This window comes from Lysinibacillus sp. FSL P4-0201 (assembly GCF_038593425.1).
In the GTDB taxonomy this organism is placed as follows: Bacteria; Bacillota; Bacilli; order Bacillales_A; family Planococcaceae; genus Lysinibacillus; species Lysinibacillus capsici.
In genome coordinates this window covers 3788191-3809081 of the sequence record NZ_CP151995.1, presented here as the reverse complement: position 1 = coordinate 3809081, position 20891 = coordinate 3788191, and the positions used below count along the sequence as shown (strand labels likewise).

Sequence of the window (20891 nt, the reverse complement as noted above, 5' to 3'; positions counted from 1 at the left end):
AATAAAATGGCAGGATATTTCCCATTTCAAGGTGCTAGCACAGAAAATGACAGATTAAAAAGTATCATTGAAGAAGGGGCCATGAAGGGAATCACGCATAAAAAACAATTAGAAATTGAAATTGGACAATTTAAAACATCTAGAGAGCGAGAATGGATGTTTATTGGAGATAAGTACTTTGAAGGTGAACAGGATATTTTAACTCGTAAACGTAAAATTCTTAACGATCAGGGTGAATTAGAGGAAGTTGAGAACTTACCAAACAATAAACGTTTGGATAATCAATACGCTAAACTAGTTGATCAAAAAGTAAACTACCTTCTAGCAAAGCCTTTAACCATTAAAACAGAAAACGAAAAATACCAAAAAGCCTTGAAACTTGTACTCAACAAACGATTCCACAAAACATTTCGCTATTTAGGTGAGTATGTACTAAATCATGGTATATCGTGGCTTTATCCATATTACAACCAAAATGGACAGTTCACTTTTATGTTATTACCTGCTTATGAAGTTCTTCCTTACTGGAAGGATAGAGAAAAGACCATATTAGATTATGCAGTCCGAATATTTCCCGTTGAGGTTTGGAAAGGCGACAAAAAAGAAACCATTGAAAAGGTTGAAATTTATACCTTGAATGGGATTGAAAGATACATTTTAGAAAATGGTGAGTTAGTTCCTGATGTTGAAGTTGGAGAGTTTGCAACATATCTAACAGCAAAAACGGATGATAATGTAACAGCGCTTAATTGGGAGAGAGTGCCCCTTATTCCTTTTCGTTATAACAATCGTGAAATACCATTGATTAAGCGTGTCAAAAGCTTGCAGGATGGTATTAACGAAATCCTATCCGACTTCAATAACAATATGCAGGAGGATGCTCGTAGCACTGTATTGATTATCCATAACTATGATGGACAAGACCTTGGGCAATTCCGTAAGAACTTAGCACAATACGGGGCTATTAAAGTGCGTACAACTGCTACAGGTAAAGACGGAAAGGTTGAAACTCTTCATATAGAGGTTAATAAAGACAATTATGAATCAATTCTTAGTTTGTTAAAAAAGGCTATTATTGAGAATGGTCGAGGCTATGATGCTAAAGATGACAGAATGAGCAATAATCCTAATCAGATGAATCTACAGTCGATGTATTTAGATATTGATCTTGACGCAAATGGGATTGAGACAGAATTTCAAGCGTCATTTGAAGAATTGCTATGGTTCATCAATAAGCACTTAGAGCATAAAAAGTTAGGAAATTTCGATGATGAACTAGTAGATCTAATTTTTAATCGAGACATTTTGATAAATGAATCCGAGGTAATTGATAGTCTAAATAAATCTATGGATTTACCACTAGAATCACGCCTAGAACAACATCCTTATGTAACTGATGTTCAACAAGAATTAGATCGTCTAGAAAAGGAAAAACAAAAAGAGCAGCAGGCAGCTGATGATTATCGTGCTAATTTCCCTAATCAATTAAAAGGCGGCGTTGGAAATGGCAAAGAGTAGAGATTATTGGCAAAAGCGTTTTACAATGCTTGCTGATGCGGAAATGAGTAAGGGAGAAGCCTACTATACGGATTTAGAGCGAATTTATCGGGATACCTTGAGGGCTATCGAAAAGGATATTACGTACTGGTATGTTCGCTTTGCTGATAATAACGAAATTACACTTGCTGATGCTAAAAAGTGGATTAAGGGCGCTGATTTAGAAGAGTTTAAGTGGGATGTCCATGAATACATTAGACGTGGTGAAGAATATGGAATAAATGCTGCTTGGGCTAAAGAGCTAGAAAACGCATCTGCTCGTGTCCATATTTCACGTTTAGAAGCTATTAAGCTTCAAACCCAACAACATGTGGAAATGCTTTATGGACAGCAAATTGGTGGTGTTGAGCGTTTAGCAAAGGAAGTTTACCATTCAGCTTATTATCATACAGCTTATGAGGTACAAGTAGGTTATGGAGTTGGTTATAGTCTTCATTCTATTGATAAACGACAGTTGAGTATGATGGTATCTAAACCTTGGACAGCTGATGGTGCAACTTTTAGTACTCGTATTTGGCGAGCGAAGGACGAATTAGTCAATATGCTGCATAAGGAGCTCACGCAAGCTACAATTCAAGGCGAATCATTGAATAATGTTATAGCAAAGATTTCTAAACAATTTGATGTGAGTACAAAGAAGGCAGGCCGTCTAGTCATGACGGAATCTGCTTTTTTTGCGTCTGCTGGACAGCAACAAGCTTTTAAAGAACTAGATGTAGAACGATATGAAATTGTATCTGCTTTAGATCACCGTACAAGTGCTATTTGTAGACAGTTAGATGGTAAAGTACTGCCCATGAGTGACTATGCACCAGGCATTACAGCTCCACCATTTCATGCATGGTGTAGAACAGTCACAGTTCCTTATTTCGATGATAATTATGGAGAACGAGCAGCTAGTAGGGGAAATAATAGTGATCCAGATGACGTTTACTATGTACCATCAAATATGACTTATAACGAATGGTTCCGTATTTTTGGTGTTAAGCAGCAGTAATTGTTATAACAAAAAGGTGGAAATGGGGAGCGAGGTTTGTTGCATGAAAATAAAACGGTCTTATCTTCTGACTATTGAATATTTAACGCCAAAGACAATCGCTATTTTTATAGATGGTAAATTAAGTAGCATTATTGGTGTGCCAAGGAGTGATGTTCTTTGATTGATTTTCGAGAAAAGAAAGCAATTCGTGATGGTATTATCACACCGAGGGCGTCGTTGGAAGATACTTTAGATCATGTTGAAGATATCGAAATGATAATAAGCGTTATTAAAACGAAAGATGGCACTATCAAAGTAGTTTCATCTGATGGAGAGTCGGTAGAGGCTTTAGGTTTATTAGAATGCGCCAAAGTAGATGTCATTAATGGTATGTATGAAGAACAATAAGTCGTATTTATACGGCTTTTTATTTTGGTCTTTTTAAAGGCTAGACCATAAAGAGGCGTATACCACCAACAGGCACAGACCTGTATAAAAATGTATGGAGGTTATGGAAATGGAATGGTTAAAAGAATTACTTAAAAATGCAGGTATTGCGGATGATCAGATTGAAACAATTGTGGCAAATGCAGCGAAAGAAGCTCCGAAACATGTGGTGCCGAAAGCAAAATATAACGAATTATCGACTGCTAAAAGCTCACTGGAAACTCAACTATCAGAGCGTGATACACAGCTTACAGATTTACAAAAGCAAGTAAAGGGCAATGAAGAGCTTGAAAATACGATAAAGGAACTTCAAGATGCTAACAAACTAGCTGCTACAAAACATCAAGAAGAATTAGAAGCATCAAAAATTGAAAGTGCTATTGATTTAGCGCTCACAGCTGCTAAGGCGAAAAATTTAACGGCTGCTAAAGCATTGTTAGATCGTGAAGGATTGTCTCTAGACAAAGACGGTAAAACAGTCATTGGTCTAGCTGATAAAGTAAAAGCCCTTGTCGAAAGTGAAGAAACTAAATTTGTGTTCGAATCTACTGAAACTGTAATTGCTGGTGCTATTCCAGGGGGACAACCTAGTGGGAGTGGAGGTTCAGTTGATACATCAAAAATGACATATTCACAATTAAGTGAGTATATGGCAAAAAATCCAGATGCTCAAATTTAAAAACTAAAGGAATGGTGGAAATTAAATGACTAAATTACAATCAATTATTGCTAGTACAATGCCTAAAATGTTAATGCCATTGAATATTCAAATGTTTGCAGGGGATAAATTTGATGCTAAATCATTTAATCCTCAAGCTTTTGGTGCTTACGTAAACCGTATTCCGAATCTTAAACGTAATGAATTATTAAAGTCTCGTGCATTACAACCAAATACAGAGATTCGTAACCTATTCAGTTCTCAAACAACAACAGCTTATGGCCATATTCCACTGTTTGGTAACCTTGATGGGACACCACTTAACTACGATGGTGTTACTGACATCACTGCTACAAGTACTGTTACCTATGAGCAAGGTGTTGTAGTAGTAGGTCGGGCTAAAGCATGGGTGGAAAGAGACTTCTCAGAAGATATTACTGGTGGCGTTAAATTCATGGATAACGTAGCGCAACAAGTAGCGCAATACTGGGAGGAAGTTGACCAAGATACACTTTTATCAATTTTAAGTGGTATTTTTGCAATGACAGGCACTAAAAACCTTGAATTCGTTAATAAACATACTTTCGATATTACTGATAAAGAAGGTAATGACGGACAAGGCAACCCATTAAATGCTGTTGGTCCAGCTACCTTAAATACAGCAATGCAACAAGCTTGTGGTCAAAACAAAGGGAAGTTTGCAATCGTAATCATGCATTCTGCCGTTGCCACTAATCTGGAAAACCTAAAGCTATTTAAATACATGCAGTATACTGATGCAGATGGCATTACACGCGATCTTACTATTGGAACATGGAATGGCCGTGTTGTATTAATCGATGATTCTATGCCAATCGAAGAGGTAGATGCAGCAGGAGAAGTACCTGCTTACACAAAATACACAACGTATGCATTAGGTGAAGGTGCATTTAGTTATGAGGATATTGGAGCAAAAGTACCTTACGAAATGGCTCGTGATGCTTCGAAAAATGGTGGTCAAGACACATTGTACTCTCGTCAACGTAAAGTGTTTGCTCCAACGGGTATTTCTTATGAAAAATCATCTCAAGCAACGTTGTCACCTACTAATGCAGAGCTTGCAAATGGAGCTAACTGGACACTTGTTAACGATGGAAACAGCGTAGGTGCTAACCGTAAATACATTGATCACAAGGCAATTCCAATCGCTCGTATTATTTCTCGTGGATGATAGGCGGTGAAACCTATGTTGGAGGACGTTAAAACACGTTTAAAATCTTTAGGCATTAGTATTTCTAGTGAACCTAATAGTCCAGATGAAGTGATGTTGTCCTTTTGCATCGATAAAGTGACAAGTCACATCAACAATCAAACAAATCTATCTGATATTCCCCAAGGACTCCATGAAATTGCAGTGGATATGGTCGTTGGGGAATTCTTATATGCCAAAAAAGTAATGGGTGCTTTAACAGTTGATACATTGGATTTTGAACTGATTGCAAAACAAGTTCAAGATGGAGACACCAATGTAATTTTTGCTATCGATGCTAATAATACACCAGAAGCTCAATTCAATAGTTTTTTATCCTATTTGCAACACAATGAGGTAGATTTTACTCGTTATAGGGTGTTTGTATGGTAGGTGCAAGACGTAAGGCTTTGGAGAGGCTTTGGAGAGGCAATTGCAAAGTGATGATATGGAAAGAAGTAGAAGACCCAATAACCCATGTTACAACGCATAAAGAAGTAGCACTGTATGAGGATGACCTTAAATGTAAGTTGTCTCATGAAAAGTTAACGAGCGCTTCAACAAATGGTGGGCCAGCAAAAATATATGAACAAATCAAGTTATCATTAGGTAACGAATTTGAAATACCTGCTGGATGTAAAATTATCGTGACACAAGATAATGTAACAGAAGAATACACTCGTTCGGGCAAACCTGGTATCTTTATGGATCATCAAGAAATTGTCCTAGAGTTATTTAAGGAGTACGCATAATGAGCGTTAATTACCAACAGTTAAAAAGATTTGAACGAAAGTTAGCTAAGTTAGCAACTGCGGATTATCAAAAGTTTTGCGAAGCATGCGCTAAAGAACTAGCAGCTAGATTATTGGCTAAAGTAATTAAACGCACACCAGTTGATGATGGAGTTTTAAGACGTGGGTGGACTTCTAAAAGTGAACAAGAAGCTATAGCTGGTGGAAAAAAAAGTGCTGTAAGTTTTGCAGAAGAATTAAGTATTAAAGCTGTTGGAAATATGTATGAGATTGAGATTATAAATCCAGTTTCATATTCATCTTATGTTGAATTTGGACACCGATTGCAAGGTAATATTGGGTGGGTTAATGGCCGATTCATGATGACGATTTCGGCAGATGAGCTTGAACAACAGGCACCTAACATTTTAGAAAAGAAACTGTATACCATGTTAAAGGAGGCTTTCGATGGAAATTAATGATATTCAGAATGCAATATCAGTTAAGCTCCATGAAGCTTTCGGAGCAGATTACAAAAAATATATAGATGAAGTACCGCAGGGGTTCGTGACTCCTGCTTTTTTTATTCAATTTTTAAACCTAGAACAGATCAGACAAATCGGTAAACGGTGGAAAGTAACAACATTATTTGATGTTCAATATTTCCCTATAAACAGCTTATCAGAGGCTTCAAATATGACTCTGAAAATACAACAAGCAATTAAAGAAATAACTCTGTTAAATGGCTCTCTAATGCTTGGTACAGGGGCAAATAGCGAAGTTGTTGACGGTATTGGACATAACTTTATTCATTTTAATTTCTTTCTACAGGAAGTAGAAGAAAAGATTTTCATGGGCTCATTAGAGCAATACATCAATAAACAAAGGGTGATTCCAAATGGCGACAAATAAGATACAGGAAAAAATTGAATCTGTAAAAAGTGAAGATGTAAAAGAGGCTATAACAGCAACATTGCAAACCTTCACAAAAGAACAGCTAGTCAAAAGTAATAAATACGTACATCGGCGTGATGCTTTGAATGCGTTGTTGCAGGACAATAAATTGTACTCATTCACCGAGGTGGAGGGCATTTTAAAACAGTTTGAAGAAGGAGGGAAAGCTTAATGGCATTAGGTGGAGGCTTTTGGTTAACACAAAACAAAGTGTTACCAGGTACGTATCACAATTTTATTAGTAAGGCACGAGCATTCCTAAATTTATCTGATCGAGGTTATGCTGCATTACCAATTGCTCTTGATTGGGGAGTAGACGATGCAGTAATGACAGTGACTAAAGAGGACATGCAGAAAGAATCTTTAAAAATCTTCGGCTACGATTACACTCATCCAAAGCTAAAAGGTATTAGGGATTTATTTAAAGGAGCCCTTACAATATTTTTCTGCAGACTAAACCTTGGAGGAGCAAAGGCAACTAATGAATTTGCTACAGCGAAATACAAAGGTGAACGTGGAAACGATATAACTATCGTTATTCAAGCAAATGTAGACGAACCGTCCAAGTGGGACGTAAAAACCCTAATTGCAGGAACTTTAATCGATGAGCAAAATGCTGTTTCAACTGCTGCTGAGTTAAAAAATAATGATTTTGTTGATTTTAAAAAGGATGCTACCCTAGCAGCAACAGCAGGGACAAAACTATCAGGCGGAAATAACGGAGCAACTGCACTAACAGCAGGAACACCTCACCAAATGGCATTAGATGAATTAGAGGCTTATGGTTTTAACACATTGGGCTGTTTATCAGAGGACTCTATTATTAAATCACTATATATAGAGTATACAAAGCGTATTCGAGATGAGGTAGGGGGCAAGTTCCAATTAATCGGTCATAAACTTGGAAAAGCAGATCATGAAGGTATTATAGATATTCAAAATGATGCAATTGGTGCAGATGAAGAAGTTTTTGGAGCTGTATATTGGGTTACAGGTGTACAAGCAGGAGTTGCCGTTAATCAATCAAATACAAACCGTACGTATGATGGTGAACATGAGCTTGATATGTCAGAAACAAAGACTCAACCACAATTAACACTATTACTTAACGCAGGAAAATACGTTTTCCATCGAGTGGGTGATGACTTTAATGTGTTAGAAGATGTAAATACATTTACATCATTCAGCACAGATAAAAATGAGGACTTCTCATATAACCAAACGATTCGGGTTCTAGATCAGCTTGCAATCGATACAGCTCATCTATTCAATACTCGCTATCTTGGTAAAGTGCCAAATGATGCAGATGGCCGTATTTCATTGTGGAATGATATTGGTAAACATCGTGGAGAAATGCAACGTATTCGAGCAATCCAAAATTACGATAAAGAAAAGCTGTTAGTTGGACAAGGTGAATCGAAACGAGCAGTTGTTGTACAAGAGGAAGTAATAAATACACTAACGATGTCACAACTTTATGTGACGACGATGGTAGCGTAAGGAGGAGAAGCAATTGGATAAAAACAAAGTATTAATCCCTTTAGATCTACAGTATTTCGCAGAAGATACCATGCATGCTCGTGATGCAATTCACGGTGCGCAAGGTGTGGCATGGGTCACAATTAATGGAAATCGTTATAAATTTGCACAGTTAATTAACTTAGAGGCACGATCCGAAAAAACAAAAACGAAAATACCTATCATGGGCCAAGTAGGGAAGGGGAATAAAGCTACTGGTCTAGAATATAGCGGTAGTGCTACATTCCACTTTAATACGTCTATTTTCCGAAAAATGTTGTTGCACTATCAAGAGACTGGCGAGGATACTTACTTTGATATCCAAGTAACCAATGAAGATGGTTCTTCTCAAGTTGGACGACAAACAACAATTTTAGTTGATTGTAATATTGATGGCGGTATAGTTGCCTTATTAGATGCAGATGCAGAGTATTTAGAGGATTCATTTGATTTCACATTTGAACGATTTGAAATGCCAGAAGAATTCACTGTTTTACCAGAAATGCAATAAAAAAGAGTTCACAATATGTGAGCTCTTTTAATTTTAATTAAAAAGGATAAGGTGATTATAAATGACAAACTTAACTGCATTTTTCGCACACAATAAAAAGCAAAATGGAAATATTAAGAGAGCTGTTTCTAAAAGTTTTGTGGATGAACAAGGGAAACCTATTGAATGGGAGTTTGCGCCAGTTTCGCCAGAGCGTGATGCTGAATTAAAGTCTGAATGTACAAAACGTTCTATGATTACACAAGGAAAACGTAAAGGACAATTTAACACGGACTTTGACCATTTTAAATACCAACGTTTATTAACAGTTGAATCTATTGTATTTCCAAATCTAAACGATAAAGAGTTACAAGATTCTTATAAAGCAATGGGTGCAGATGCACTACTTGGTAAGATGCTGACAATTGGTGAAATTGCAGATGCATCAGCTGCGGCACAAGAGGCTAATGGTTATGAAGCTGATTTGGAGGATTTGGTTGAAGAAGTAAAAAACTAATTGAGGACGGTGATGGTGACGCTAATATCATGCATTGGTGGGTCCATAAAATGCGTCGCTTACCGTCTGAATATATGTCTCTATCGCTAGCAGATAAGGCTTGTATTATTGCTTCGCTACAGATCAAGATTGAAGAAGATAAAAAGCAAGAGCGTGAAGCAAAACGAGGTTCCAAAAAAGGAAAGAGACGATAGGAATTAGCTAATTATGCTAAATAGCTATAGTGAAATCCCTCTGTGTTATGTATATTTGTGTATGAGGAGGGGTACAAATGTTAGCACTCATAATTATATTTTTGATAATTATGTTTTTATTCGCATTAATAAAAGTCGGGATTTCAAAATCATCAGAATGTCATAAATGCGGAAAGAAATTTAAAATGCTTGGAGATAAAGTAAAATGTCCATTCTGTCATACTAAGTATTATAAACAACCAGATGGAACATATATCACGAAAGAGTAGCACTCAATTATGAGTGCTTTTTCTTATGCCTGAAAAGAGGTGTAGTTATGGCTACAATACGTACCGCAATTCAAATTGAAGATCGTTTAAGCCAGCCAATTCGAGCTATGCATAATGCTATTTCTATGATGGTTAACCAAATGGAGCATATGAATGTGGCTTCTGGCGATATGTTCGATAGTTCTTCTATTGAGTTGATGCGAAGAAATTTAGCTAATGCAGCCAACTCGATGAATCAGATTGAACAAGAAATTCATGCAGCTAATAACGCGCAAGGTGGGCTAAACAATCGTATACGTGATGGTACAGATGCGATGAATGGTTTACTTAGTAAAGTGATGGCTTTAATAGGCGCATATTTATCTTTGCGTGGTTTGGGTCAATTAATTGATATTTCTGACGAATTAACAAATACCAAGGCACGTGTACAACTACTTGTAGAGGAAATGCCTGTAATTCCAGATCAATTAGCTAAAGTCGATTTCGGCCTCGGAGATATGAGCGATATAGAACTTGCACAACAACTTATACACGATGCTGCACAACGATCGTTCTCTTCATTTAAGGATACAGCTGACATGGTTTCAAGAATTGGTACTAATGCTCGCGATTCATTTGGAAGTTTGGGTGAAGTGGTAGCATTTACAGAGCTAGTACAAAAGCAATTTGGTATTGCTGGAGCAAGCGCAGTTGAAGCAAGTAATGCAACCATACAGTTATCACAAGCTTTAGCTTCAGGTGTTTTACGTGGTGATGAGCTTAACTCGATCTTTGAACAAGCACCAAACTTAATATCTACTATCGCGGACTACATGGGTGAACCCCTAGGGGCGATTCGTGATTTAGCTGCTGACGGCATGATTACAGCTGATATTGTAAAAAACGCTATGTTTGCGGCAACTGATGAAATAAATAAAAAGTTTGACAGCATGCCAGTAACTTGGTCGCAAATGTGGACTTATTTTCAAAATGAAGCCTTGCGTGCATTTGGTCCAGTCTTAAAACAAATAAATGACGTTGCAAATAGTGAGAGATTTAAAGAATTTGTTTCTAGCGCAACGCAAGCTTTGTATTTAATAGCTGGAGTTATAGGCATTGTAATGAATGCAATTGCTTCAACAGGAGCCTTTATTTATGATAATTGGCAATGGATTGCCCCTATTATCTTTGGTGTAGGAAGTGCATTACTTATTCTTGCTAGTTACATTATTTTAGTTCGAACTGCTATTTTGTTAAAAACAGCGGCAGTTTGGGCTTGGAATGCTGCGCTTGCTGCTAATCCTGTTGTATGGGTAGTAATAGCTATTATTGCTTTAATCGCAATAATATACTTAGCTGTAGCTGCAATAAATGATTTTACAGGTTCCTCTATAAGTGCAACAGGCATTATTGCTGGAGCATTTATGGTCCTTGGTTCTGCAATTTTTAATGTGATCGCATACCTGTGGAATATGTGGGCATCCTACATTGAATTTTTTGTTAATATCACACAAGGCAGGACTTATGCAGTGAGGCGCCTATTTTACAATTTGGCTACAAACGTGTTAGATGTAATTATTTCAATGACTAGTGGTTGGGATGGATTTGCTACAAGCTTTGTTAATGCCATTGTTAAGGCAGTAAACAAAGCAATACAAGCTTGGAACCGGTTTATAGATTTATTACCAGATAATATTGCATCGAGTATAGGTTTAAAAGTAGGTACAGAATTCGGCGAGAGTAAGTCTATTACCAGTGACTTGAAAAACCTTAAAGGTGCACTAGGTGATTGGGTTGGAGAACCTCCTGACGATTACTGGGAAGCCCCTAAAATGGAAATGAAATCTTTAGGGGATGCTTGGGATACAGGCTATGATTGGGGAGCTAATTTGCTTAACTCAAAAGAAGGAACAGGTGGCAATACCAATGCCCTTATGAAGTCAATCAATGATGCTATGGGATTAGGTGAAAAACTCGATAAAGGCAATGAGGCAGGTAAGAAAACAGCTGACAATACAAAGAAAGCAGCTGACGGCATTAAAATGATGAATGAGGATTTAAAATACCTACGTGATATTGCAGAACGTGAAGCCATCAACCGTTATACTACTGCCGAAATAAAAGTGGACATGAAGAATGAAAACCATATAAACAGTGAATTAGATATTGATGGAATTATTGATAGATTTGGAGAACGTGTTGAGGAAGTATCAGAAATGCTAGCCGAAGGAGGTCCAATGGAAGGTGTATAACTTTTTTATGGATGGTGTACAGTTTCCTGTTGCACCCTCCGAGCTTAGTACTAAGATAAACGGACGTAACGAGACGACAGTACTTATGAATGAAGGCGAAGTAAATATAATAAAGAAAACAGGGTTAACGGATATTGAGTTTGAGGTATTACTCCCAAACGTCAAATATCCGTTTTCTGTTTATCCGAGTGGTTTTCAACCAGCGACATTTTATCTGGATAAACTAAAGAAATTAAAAAACTCCGACAAACCCTTTGAGTTTATTGTTAATCGTATGATGCCAAATGGCAATCTACTTTTTGACACCAATATGATCGTGACACTTGAAGATTATGAAATATTAGAATCTGCTGAAAACGGCTTTGATGTCAATGTACGAATCCAGTTAAAGCAGTATCGAGATTATGGTAATAAAAAAATCAATTTGAAAGCTGCTACAATGCCCAATAGTAGTACATCCAAGACGGCAACTAAAGCTGTGGTAGAGCAAAAAAGGCCGACAACAGGCAAAGAAACACCAAAAACACATACTGTAAAATCAGGCGAAACATTGTGGGCCATTGCTAAGAAGTATTTAGGGGATGGCTCTAAATACAACGAATTAGCAAAAATTAATAATATCAGTAATCCAAACACTATTAAAGCAGGGCAGGTGATAAAACTTGGCTAAATCACAATTGTATATATCGAGTAAAGGGCAAATGTATGAATGTGCTGTAGAGGAAGGAATTGTATGGGAAACACACCGGAAAGGTACACCGGGTAAATTAACGTTCAATGTGATTAAAGATGATGTACTTAGTTTTCATGAGGGTGATACAGTTCGTTTCGAATATGACGGTCACAAGATATTTTACGGATTTGTTTTTACCAAGAAGCGTACGAATAACAGGGTTATCACTGTTACTTGCTACGATCAGCTGCGCTACTTTAAAAATAAAAACACTTATGAGTATTCCAAAAAGACAGCTGCCCAAGTACTTCAAATGATCGCAAAAGACTTTAGGTTAAAGACCGGCACGGTAGATAATACAAAGCATGTTATCCCTTATATGGTCGAGGATAACCAAGAGCTTTTTACTATCATGGCAAATGCATTAGCTGAAACAACGCTCAATACTAAAAGGTTATATGTACTATATGATGACTTCGGAGCTTTGAATTTACGTGAAGCTAGGACACTTAAAACAGATTTGTTGATAGATCAAGAATCAGGTGAGTCATTTGAATACACGACATCCATAGACGAAAATACGTACAACAAAATTAAATTAGTGCGTGAGAATAAAAAGACAGGTAGGCGTGATGTCTACATCGTTAAAGATGGAAGCCATATTAATCAATGGGGTGTACTTCAACTAACTGATAACCTTGGAGAAAAGGATAACGGTAAAGCTAAAGCTGATGGTATGTTAAAGCTTTATAACCAAAAAACACGAAAGTTACACATCAATAAAGTGTTTGGAAATCCAATTATACGAGGTGGTAGTCAAGTAGCTGTACAATTGTATGTTGGTGATCTTACGGTAGCCAATTTCATGATGGTTGAAACAGTGAAGCATACCTTCAAAGAGTCTGATCATCGCATGGATTTAAAATTGATTGGCGGTGATTTCATTGCGTAGTATGGAGGACATATTAAAAGAAATCCAAAAGCTAGTTTTGGGTGTTATCAATGCTCAAAAGCTCACTACGGTTGTTTATGGCACTGTTTTAAGTGCAAACCCATTAGAAATCCAAATTGATCAAAAGTTAACACTTAGAGAGGAACAATTAAAACTAACTCGCGCTGTTATGGACCACGAGGTTGAAATGAGTGTGAATGGTGGAACTAATCAGATTTATAAAGTTCACAATGCCCTAATACAGGGTGACAAAGTGACAATGATTCGTGTGCATGGTGGCCAACAATATTTAATCATAGATAAAGAGGTGGTTGAATGATTCCGCAAAATGAATTTGAAGAAGAATTAACAGCAGATTTTGAAGAAGTGGTTCAACCCTCTCGCACCTATAAATTAGATTTAGAACGAAAGCGTATTATTGGCTATGCAGATGGGCGAGAAGCTATTGAACAGGCTATATATAAAGCGTTAAGTACAGAGCGTTATGACCATCTAATATATTCATGGAATTATGGCGCTGAAATAGCAAAATTATTCGGTCAGCCTATACCCTATGTCTATAGCGGACTTAAAAGATTGATTACGGAAGCATTGACACAAGATGATCGCATCGAAAGTGTTGATGCCTTTTCTTTTAGTCATGTGAAGCATAAAGTACATGTTCAATTTATAGCACATACGATTGTAGGTGAAATAGAAGTAACAAAAGAGGTGGTGGTTGCATAATGTTTGAACATATTACGCAGGAGCAATTACTAGATGATGCACTAGACATGGTGAAATCAAACGTAGACAAACGAGAAGGTTCAATTATCTGGGATGCACTTTCACCTCACACAATACAGTTATATGAGTTATATCTTTCTATGGAAGGTATGCTACAAGAAATGTTTGGTGATACAGCATCTAGAGAATTTTTAATTCGCTTATGTAAAGATAGAGGTATATCACCCTATTCTGCTGAAAAGGCAATCTTAAAAGGAATATTTAATTTAGACGTACCTATTGGAAGCCGTTTTTCGTTAGATATTCACAATTACACAGTTACTGAAAAAATCAGTTTCGGTGTTTTTAAATTGGAATGTGAAACGCCAGGAATGATTGGTAACAATTATTTCGGTCCATTAATTCCAATTGAATATATAGATGGTTTAACAAATGCCGAACTAACTGAATTATTAATACCAGGTGAAGATGAGGAAGATACAGAAAGCTTACGTAAACGGTATTTAGACAGTTTTGAAGCATTAGCTTATGGAGGAAACCGAAAAGATTATTTGGATAAAGTTCATAAACTTCAAGGTGTGGGTGGTGTAAAGGCTTACCGCATAAGAGAAGGAATTTACAATGCGAAATTGGTTGTTTTAGATGCAACTTACAATGTCCCTTCACCAACATTGCTAGAATCATTGCAGACTGCTATAGACCCGGTAACCAATCAAGGGGAGGGGTTAGGTATTGCACCAATCGGACATACCGTATTAGTTGTAGGTGTAAGTAGAACTGTAATTGATATTAACTTCCCTAACATCAGTTTTGATGAGGGGTTTGAGTGGGCAGATGTTGAAATAGATGTACAACATATGATAGATGATTATTTTCTTGAACTTAAAAAAAGTTGGGAAGAAACATCACCACTAATTTTGCGAATAGTTCATTTAGAATCTCGAATGGTTGAGATCAATGGAATAATTGATGTACAAAATACAACCATTAACGGAACTGCAAGTAATTTTACTTTAGACAACGATTCTATTCCAAAAAGAGGTGAGGTTACTAATGTATGAACCTTTAACAAATGATATTGATATTTCCAAACTTTACCCAATGACTATTAGTGATTTTGAGGAATTTATTGAAATTGCTAAAGTAGAAAACTCTAATTTTAATCGAGTTAAAGTTGAGTTATTGCAAATGTTTTCTATGCGATTTGTAAACGAAACGGACGGAATAGGTATTGTTCGTTGGGAGAAAATGCTGAAATTAAAACGACGTCCATCAGATACACTTGAAACCCGTCGAATGAAAGTTCTTGCAAAAATTAATAACAAACTTCCATATACTTGGCGTTCGTTACAACAATTACTGAATTCTATTTTTGATGAGGGTAATTATCAAATTACCTTAGACCCACAAGAATACATTTTAGAATTACTAATACCCAGTGAACAAAATTATTATCGTGAGGTATCAGAAATTTTAGAGCCTATGATTCCTTTAAATATTTATATGATCATCGCAGAAGGAATTTTAAAAGAGGTAATTCAAATGGTTGGTGGATCTTATTCATGGACGTTACCAACAAAAATATGTGGCCGATTTAAAACAGCACCAACATATGGAGCACTAGGAAATGAATTAGTTAATGTCACTTATGGAATTTATGATTTCGATATGAATACACGCATTTGTGGTCGATTTAGAGCAGGAGGTGTGAGGAATTGAATGAAATACAACCATTGATGATTGATTTAACTCAACAATTTTTAAGTAACCTTGTTGCAGGTGCAAAGGTAACAATTGATGAAGTCGTTTATGACAAGGAAATTTATCATACTAGTACAAAGTATGGACTAAGAAAGTATGTGAAATTATCTCTTGAACAAGGGTTAGTTACACGTGCTGCTTTAGTCGATAGTTATGGGCGCGAATTATATGTGAAAACAATGAACTATCAAAAAGGTTCACAGGGGTATGTTATCGCATTTCCTCTGCAACTGGAAGCGAAGGAAGTGAAAGTAAGTGAGTAATCAAATGAATGGTGAAGTACCTTTAAATTTAAAAAAGAATCCGTATGAGCGAACACAATGGGAGGATGACGTTACTGATCCTGTGACAGGTGAAATTATCAATGATGGCACACCATTCATGTCAGAATTCGCGAATAACTTTGAGTGGGGAATATATAATGCTTTTCGCTTTATAGGTGAAGTATACCGTCAGCAGGAGCGTATGCGTGTGCAATTGGAATTGGACGGGCGAGTACCTGGGAACTCTGGGACATTTGCTGATGTTTTAGATGGCAGCTCAAACAAAATCAGCTTGGATAAAGCCTTAACGGACATTATTGAGGCTGTTGAAATAGGCGGAACTACTTTAAAAGTGGCCAGTGTTGAAGGTTTTGCAGCTTTCACACAGGTCACTATTTTTGATGATGAACACATTGAGGACGTTGTGATCACTGAGGTAGGAACAAACACTATGAAGGTGCAAGCTCTAAAAAATGAATACAAAAAAGGTGCAAAAGTGGCTCGAAGTAATGTGGTAATCGATACAACAAATGCTGAAATGGGTGTCGGTGATTGGCAGACATATAGCGTTGAGTTAGTGGAGGTGGTGTAGAGATGGTTAAGTATTATTATGATAAGTTTGCGGCTATTGAAAACAAACTATATAACGACGATGCTCCATGGACAAATTCTAGTGCAACCATTGGGCCGTTTTCGTCATATGCCAAGAGTTACAGTTTTGATAGAGTTAATAATAAGTATATTTTAGGCCCAGCATGGGGTTATGATGGTGGCCCTGTTAATATCGGTAGCATTGTTTATTCTTTATCTGGTAATTTTTTGTATAGGCATTCGGCGAAAGAATATACTTATGATCCAACAGTTACCGTCCCTGTTAATACTATCTATAAAGACGCCACGAAAAACACATCTACCATTATAGATTATTCAAAAGGCTCGCTAGTGCAATCCAACATCTCGGCAGAGGACGGCACATATCCAGCCAATGGACGTCATACGGACGGTTATTGGTACGTCAAAGGGGCGGTAGTTAACACAGCACCAACGATGCCAGGTGCATTTACTCAACCTTCAGGAAATCTCGAAATAGGTGATTCAAAAGTTTTTGCTGTTGGTGTTGCATCTGATGCAGAAGGTAATTTATCCAAATACATTTGGGAAGCATCTATAAATGGTGGGGCATTTTCAAAAGTTGGGGAAACTACAGCAAACAGTCTAGCGTACACTATACCAACAGCTACAAATCTTAAAATGCGTGTTAAAGCTGTAGATTTGGCAGGATTAGAAAGTGCATATCGTGAGAGTAGTTTGTACACTGTTACAAAACCAACGTATTATTATTCAAAATATAACGTCGCTAATCAGCAAGTGGTAAACTGGACATACAGAGGTGAATCATCTGCAGTTAATGGATGGCCATCCTATGAGATTAGAGGCAGTACATTGTATTCAACAGGAGTGTATGAATATCACAATTGGGGTAGTTTACCTGTTGGGAGAGTAATCTATGGTAATGCAACATCAGCACTGTCAATAAGTAGATACCGTTTTGTTGCATCTAATAAAGTTGAGGAGGATATAGGAACACTTGGCACAGTTCAAGTTGCAGGTTCTTTAATCCAATCAGGTATTAATGCAATAGATGGGACGTATCCGACTAACGGTAAACATACTGATGGTTTTTGGTATATTAGAGGATCACGTGTTAATCAATCTATTACTCCACCAACGCCATTTACATTACCTGCACCATCGAAAAAGTTTAAGCCGAACGAGGCTGCCACTATTACTTTTGGAGCTTCAAATGCTACTAATCTATCTCTTTACGAAGTAGATTACAGATACAACACTACAGGTACATGGACACCATTACCATACAACAACACACTAACTCGAAGTTTGACAATTACTACAGATAAGACATTTAAAACACTTGAATTAAGGGTGAGAGCAAAAAATACTAGCAATGTGTATTCGGATTACGTGTATTCAGAACCGTTTGAAATCGAACATAATGTAGCACCAACAGTTTCATTAACGGGACCTAGCGATAATTCAACACTTTATGAGAATGATACGTTAACCATTGCTGGAACAGCTTATGATGCGGATTCAGACCAATCTGTAACAGTGTATTACCAAATCAATAGTGAGCAAAGGAAAGTCTTAGCAACAAATCTAAGTAAAACTCAAATTACTTTATCGAAACGACTAACCTTTAAAGGTGGAAAACTGTTTGATGGCGAGGTAGTATTAACAGATGCATTAGCAGAAGGTGTACCACATGCCTTGAAGGTTTGGGCAGTAGATAATGAAAATAGCCAGTCTGCTACTATTGAGAGAACATTTTATGTCGTACCTAACCGAGCTCCACTTTTATCGGTAGATGCCATTGTGCCAAGTGGAATTATTAATACTGATAAATTTAAAATTAGTGGTACAGCATCGGATCAAGACGCTAATTCGAGTGTTAAAGTAAACTATAGAATCAATGCAGCGAATCCGATTGAAATTTACACTGGTACAGGTGGAGCATGGGAGTTTGAAATTGTATTAGAACAACTAAAAGTTGGTGAAAACTCAATCATTGTAGAGGTAATTGACAACTACGGTGCTAAAACTAGCAAGACAATCAAACTGAATAAAAATGAAGTGAAAACGCCTATTTTACAATCTGTAGCTCGTTATAAAATCGAGCCACCTAAAGGTTCTGCAAGAGGCGTTTTAATATGGGTTCAACGTGACGAGGAATTGGATTTAAAAGTTGAATTATCAATGACATTGGTTGGCGAGCAGGAGCAATATGTATTACTTGAAGCAGAACCAGACAAGATAGTACCTGTTACTGATGGGATTGTTGAGGATGAATATTACCATGAAACAATTGAACCTAAGGACAATATCATTCTTAAATTAACTACAACTAGACCTAACATAAATATTGACAATAAAATCTATTTAATCATGGGGGTGGTTGAATAATGCAAAGACGTAGAAGGTTACCTGATGGCTCATGGGGTCCACTTGAAAAAGTAGGTTCAATACCAACTACCGAAGAACAAGTCATGTCATTAGGCGAACAACTAGCACAAGAGAAAATGAAGAATATCCAAAAAGATCTCTTGATTAATAACTTAGGTTCACAGTTAACCCAACTAAAATTAGATGTAATTACAATGAAGGGTGGTGGCGAATGATGGAGTTTTGGCAAATCGCTTTTATGTTCAAGTGGGTGACTGCTGAACAATTAAGAATTGCAGTGAAAACTGATACAAATCCGTTTGGTGAGATTACACCAGAACAATACAAAGCTATAACTAAACAAGAATTCGAGACGCAGGCAGAAGCTTAGCGTTATTTTTATATCCAAACTCCCAAGCTTTTGTTAATTTGACCATTTTATAAACGTAAAAAAGAGGCTCAAATAAATGAGCCTCTCAATCACAAAATAAGAACAAACGTTCCTATCCGATACCAATTATTACACATCGGGAGGAAAAAAGCTATGAAAATTTGCAATAACACGATTTACAATATGGACTGTCTGGAAGGTATGAAGTATATACCAGACCAATCGATTGATATGATCCTGTGCGATTTACCTTATGGCACCACAGTATGCAAGTGGGATTCGATTATTCCATTTGACCTTTTATGGCAGCAGTATGAGCGCATAATCAAAGACAACGGAGCGATTGTTTTAACAGCAAGCCAACCATTTACAAGTAAATTAATTATGTCCAAACTAAAATTATTTAGATACGAGTGGGTCTGGAAAAAGGGAAATCATGTAACAGGATTCCCAAATGCAAATCGCATGCCAATGAAAAATCATGAAAATGTATGCGTATTTTATAAAAAACTACCAACCTACAATCCCCAAGGTGTGCAACACATTAAGCCTGTGCTTGTAAAAAATTCGCCAAATATGAAGGTCTTAGGTGATCAAAATGCTACATTGACAAAACCTCATGTTGTCAAAAAGAAAAACTTTCCTAAATCGGTTGTTGATATTCCACGTGATAGTGGTACATGGCATCCAACACAAAAGCCGATAGCACTTTTTGAATACCTAGTGCGTACCTATACCAATGAAGGAGCTACAGTTTTAGACAACTGTATGGGTGGATTTACTACTGCCGTAGCATGCGACAATACAAGACGAAACTGGATTGGCTTTGAATTAGAAGCTGAATACTGTGAAAAGGGGAAAGATCGCATTAACGAAAATCGGGAAATTTTAGGATTACAGCAAGTAGAAATTATGAAAATATGAGTTGGCCACTTCTTTATATTAGAAGTGGTTTTTAATTTAAAGAAGTAAAGGATTGGTGATGACATTGGAACAAGCACCAACTGTAGAGTACCGCCTAGCGGACCATGAGAAAAGGTTACAGCATTTAGAAAAACAAGACATCAAGAAAGACAAACGACTTGAAAACATGGAACAAAGCTTCACGAAACTAGAAAATACAATTCTTAAAGAGAATCAGGAAACACGCAATCTTTTCAAGGAGCTGACGGATCGACAGTGGTCTTTAATCGAAGGTCGTGAAAAGGCAGAAGAAGCAAAAGAAATTCGTGAATATGAATTAAATGCATCAGAAAGAAAAGATGCTATTGAATTTAAGAAGCAAAAATTTAATGCAGCAATTGAGCTGTTTATTAAATTACTTACTGCAGGTGGACTAATCTACTTATTGATTGAATCTTTACTTAAAAATTAAACTTTGGAGGGATTTA

The 20891-nt window shown here is 36.8% G+C and carries 28 protein-coding genes; all 28 read left to right on the top strand.

The window, feature by feature from the left end; translation table 11 throughout:
- Nucleotides 1–6 precede the first annotated feature (6 nt).
- On the top strand, nucleotides 7–1518 hold the full coding sequence (locus tag MKY76_RS19155) for a phage portal protein (RefSeq protein ID WP_342557028.1): 1512 nt from the start codon (nucleotides 7–9) through the stop codon (nucleotides 1516–1518).
- Nucleotides 1505–2554, top strand: a complete 1050-nt coding sequence (locus MKY76_RS19150; protein ID WP_342557027.1) for a minor capsid protein — start codon at nucleotides 1505–1507, stop codon at nucleotides 2552–2554. The genes MKY76_RS19155 and MKY76_RS19150 overlap by 14 nt, the downstream gene beginning before the upstream one ends.
- 159 nt (nucleotides 2555–2713) lie before the next feature.
- Nucleotides 2714–2944, top strand: a complete 231-nt coding sequence (locus MKY76_RS19145; RefSeq protein WP_342557026.1) for a hypothetical protein — start codon at nucleotides 2714–2716, stop codon at nucleotides 2942–2944.
- Between the two features lie 109 nt (nucleotides 2945–3053).
- The gene (locus MKY76_RS19140; protein WP_342557025.1) at nucleotides 3054–3662 is read left to right on the top strand and encodes a phage scaffolding protein; all 609 of its coding nucleotides are present in this window, start codon (nucleotides 3054–3056) and stop codon (nucleotides 3660–3662) included.
- Between the two features lie 25 nt (nucleotides 3663–3687).
- Entirely contained in the window at nucleotides 3688–4851 is a 1164-nt protein-coding gene (locus MKY76_RS19135) for a phage coat protein (protein WP_342557024.1), read from the top strand.
- A gap of 15 nt (nucleotides 4852–4866) precedes the next feature.
- Entirely contained in the window at nucleotides 4867–5262 is a 396-nt protein-coding gene (locus MKY76_RS19130) for a hypothetical protein (RefSeq protein ID WP_342557023.1), read from the top strand.
- 47 nt (nucleotides 5263–5309) lie between these two features.
- Complete coding sequence (locus MKY76_RS19125) at nucleotides 5310–5621, top strand: hypothetical protein (RefSeq protein WP_342557022.1); 312 nt, start codon at nucleotides 5310–5312, stop codon at nucleotides 5619–5621.
- The gene (locus tag MKY76_RS19120) at nucleotides 5621–6079 is read left to right on the top strand and encodes an HK97 gp10 family phage protein (protein ID WP_342557021.1); all 459 of its coding nucleotides are present in this window, start codon (nucleotides 5621–5623) and stop codon (nucleotides 6077–6079) included. Before MKY76_RS19125 ends, MKY76_RS19120 begins: the two co-directional genes overlap by 1 nt.
- Nucleotides 6069–6512 (top strand): DUF6838 family protein, encoded by a 444-nt coding sequence (locus tag MKY76_RS19115; protein ID WP_342557020.1) that lies wholly within the window; start codon nucleotides 6069–6071, stop codon nucleotides 6510–6512. Before MKY76_RS19120 ends, MKY76_RS19115 begins: the two co-directional genes overlap by 11 nt.
- Nucleotides 6499–6726, top strand: coding sequence for a hypothetical protein (locus tag MKY76_RS19110; protein ID WP_342557019.1), 228 nt, complete (start codon nucleotides 6499–6501; stop codon nucleotides 6724–6726). Before MKY76_RS19115 ends, MKY76_RS19110 begins: the two co-directional genes overlap by 14 nt.
- Nucleotides 6726–8054 carry a phage tail sheath subtilisin-like domain-containing protein gene (locus MKY76_RS19105; protein WP_342557018.1) on the top strand — a complete coding sequence of 443 codons (1329 nt, stop codon included), beginning with the start codon at nucleotides 6726–6728 and terminating at the stop codon, nucleotides 8052–8054. The genes MKY76_RS19110 and MKY76_RS19105 overlap by 1 nt, the downstream gene beginning before the upstream one ends.
- 13 nt (nucleotides 8055–8067) lie before the next feature.
- Complete coding sequence (locus MKY76_RS19100) at nucleotides 8068–8583, top strand: phage tail tube protein (RefSeq protein ID WP_342557017.1); 516 nt, start codon at nucleotides 8068–8070, stop codon at nucleotides 8581–8583.
- Between the two features lie 61 nt (nucleotides 8584–8644).
- Entirely contained in the window at nucleotides 8645–9079 is a 435-nt protein-coding gene (locus MKY76_RS19095) for a hypothetical protein (protein ID WP_342557016.1), read from the top strand.
- Between the two features lie 29 nt (nucleotides 9080–9108).
- A complete protein-coding gene (locus MKY76_RS19090; protein WP_342557015.1) occupies nucleotides 9109–9273 on the top strand; it encodes a hypothetical protein in 165 nt (54 codons plus the stop codon).
- A 316-nt stretch (nucleotides 9274–9589) separates the two neighbouring features.
- Nucleotides 9590–11773 (top strand): tape measure protein, encoded by a 2184-nt coding sequence (locus MKY76_RS19085; RefSeq protein WP_342557014.1) that lies wholly within the window; start codon nucleotides 9590–9592, stop codon nucleotides 11771–11773.
- Entirely contained in the window at nucleotides 11766–12443 is a 678-nt protein-coding gene (locus tag MKY76_RS19080) for a LysM peptidoglycan-binding domain-containing protein (RefSeq protein ID WP_342557013.1), read from the top strand. Before MKY76_RS19085 ends, MKY76_RS19080 begins: the two co-directional genes overlap by 8 nt.
- Nucleotides 12436–13398, top strand: a complete 963-nt coding sequence (locus tag MKY76_RS19075) for a hydrolase (protein ID WP_342557012.1) — start codon at nucleotides 12436–12438, stop codon at nucleotides 13396–13398. Before MKY76_RS19080 ends, MKY76_RS19075 begins: the two co-directional genes overlap by 8 nt.
- Nucleotide 13399: 1 nt before the next feature.
- On the top strand, nucleotides 13400–13717 hold the full coding sequence (locus tag MKY76_RS19070) for a DUF2577 domain-containing protein (RefSeq protein WP_342557922.1): 318 nt from the start codon (nucleotides 13400–13402) through the stop codon (nucleotides 13715–13717).
- Complete coding sequence (locus MKY76_RS19065) at nucleotides 13714–14124, top strand: DUF2634 domain-containing protein (protein WP_342557011.1); 411 nt, start codon at nucleotides 13714–13716, stop codon at nucleotides 14122–14124. Before MKY76_RS19070 ends, MKY76_RS19065 begins: the two co-directional genes overlap by 4 nt.
- The gene (locus MKY76_RS19060; protein WP_342557010.1) at nucleotides 14124–15185 is read left to right on the top strand and encodes a baseplate J/gp47 family protein; all 1062 of its coding nucleotides are present in this window, start codon (nucleotides 14124–14126) and stop codon (nucleotides 15183–15185) included. Before MKY76_RS19065 ends, MKY76_RS19060 begins: the two co-directional genes overlap by 1 nt.
- Nucleotides 15178–15843: a putative phage tail protein gene (locus tag MKY76_RS19055; protein ID WP_342557009.1), complete on the top strand. Its 666-nt coding sequence runs from the start codon at nucleotides 15178–15180 to the stop codon at nucleotides 15841–15843. The genes MKY76_RS19060 and MKY76_RS19055 overlap by 8 nt, the downstream gene beginning before the upstream one ends.
- Nucleotides 15840–16148 (top strand): hypothetical protein, encoded by a 309-nt coding sequence (locus tag MKY76_RS19050; RefSeq protein ID WP_342557008.1) that lies wholly within the window; start codon nucleotides 15840–15842, stop codon nucleotides 16146–16148. The genes MKY76_RS19055 and MKY76_RS19050 overlap by 4 nt, the downstream gene beginning before the upstream one ends.
- Nucleotides 16141–16740, top strand: coding sequence for a hypothetical protein (locus MKY76_RS19045; RefSeq protein WP_342557007.1), 600 nt, complete (start codon nucleotides 16141–16143; stop codon nucleotides 16738–16740). The genes MKY76_RS19050 and MKY76_RS19045 overlap by 8 nt, the downstream gene beginning before the upstream one ends.
- Nucleotides 16741–16742: 2 nt before the next feature.
- Complete coding sequence (locus tag MKY76_RS19040) at nucleotides 16743–19130, top strand: Ig-like domain-containing protein (protein WP_342557006.1); 2388 nt, start codon at nucleotides 16743–16745, stop codon at nucleotides 19128–19130.
- Nucleotides 19130–19345, top strand: coding sequence for an XkdW family protein (locus MKY76_RS19035; protein WP_342557005.1), 216 nt, complete (start codon nucleotides 19130–19132; stop codon nucleotides 19343–19345). The genes MKY76_RS19040 and MKY76_RS19035 overlap by 1 nt, the downstream gene beginning before the upstream one ends.
- The gene (locus MKY76_RS19030; RefSeq protein WP_326140968.1) at nucleotides 19345–19500 is read left to right on the top strand and encodes an XkdX family protein; all 156 of its coding nucleotides are present in this window, start codon (nucleotides 19345–19347) and stop codon (nucleotides 19498–19500) included. Before MKY76_RS19035 ends, MKY76_RS19030 begins: the two co-directional genes overlap by 1 nt.
- 153 nt (nucleotides 19501–19653) lie before the next feature.
- On the top strand, nucleotides 19654–20424 hold the full coding sequence (locus MKY76_RS19025; protein ID WP_342557004.1) for a DNA methyltransferase: 771 nt from the start codon (nucleotides 19654–19656) through the stop codon (nucleotides 20422–20424).
- 58 nt (nucleotides 20425–20482) lie between these two features.
- Nucleotides 20483–20875, top strand: coding sequence for a hypothetical protein (locus MKY76_RS19020; protein ID WP_342557003.1), 393 nt, complete (start codon nucleotides 20483–20485; stop codon nucleotides 20873–20875).
- Nucleotides 20876–20891: the final 16 nt, after the last annotated feature.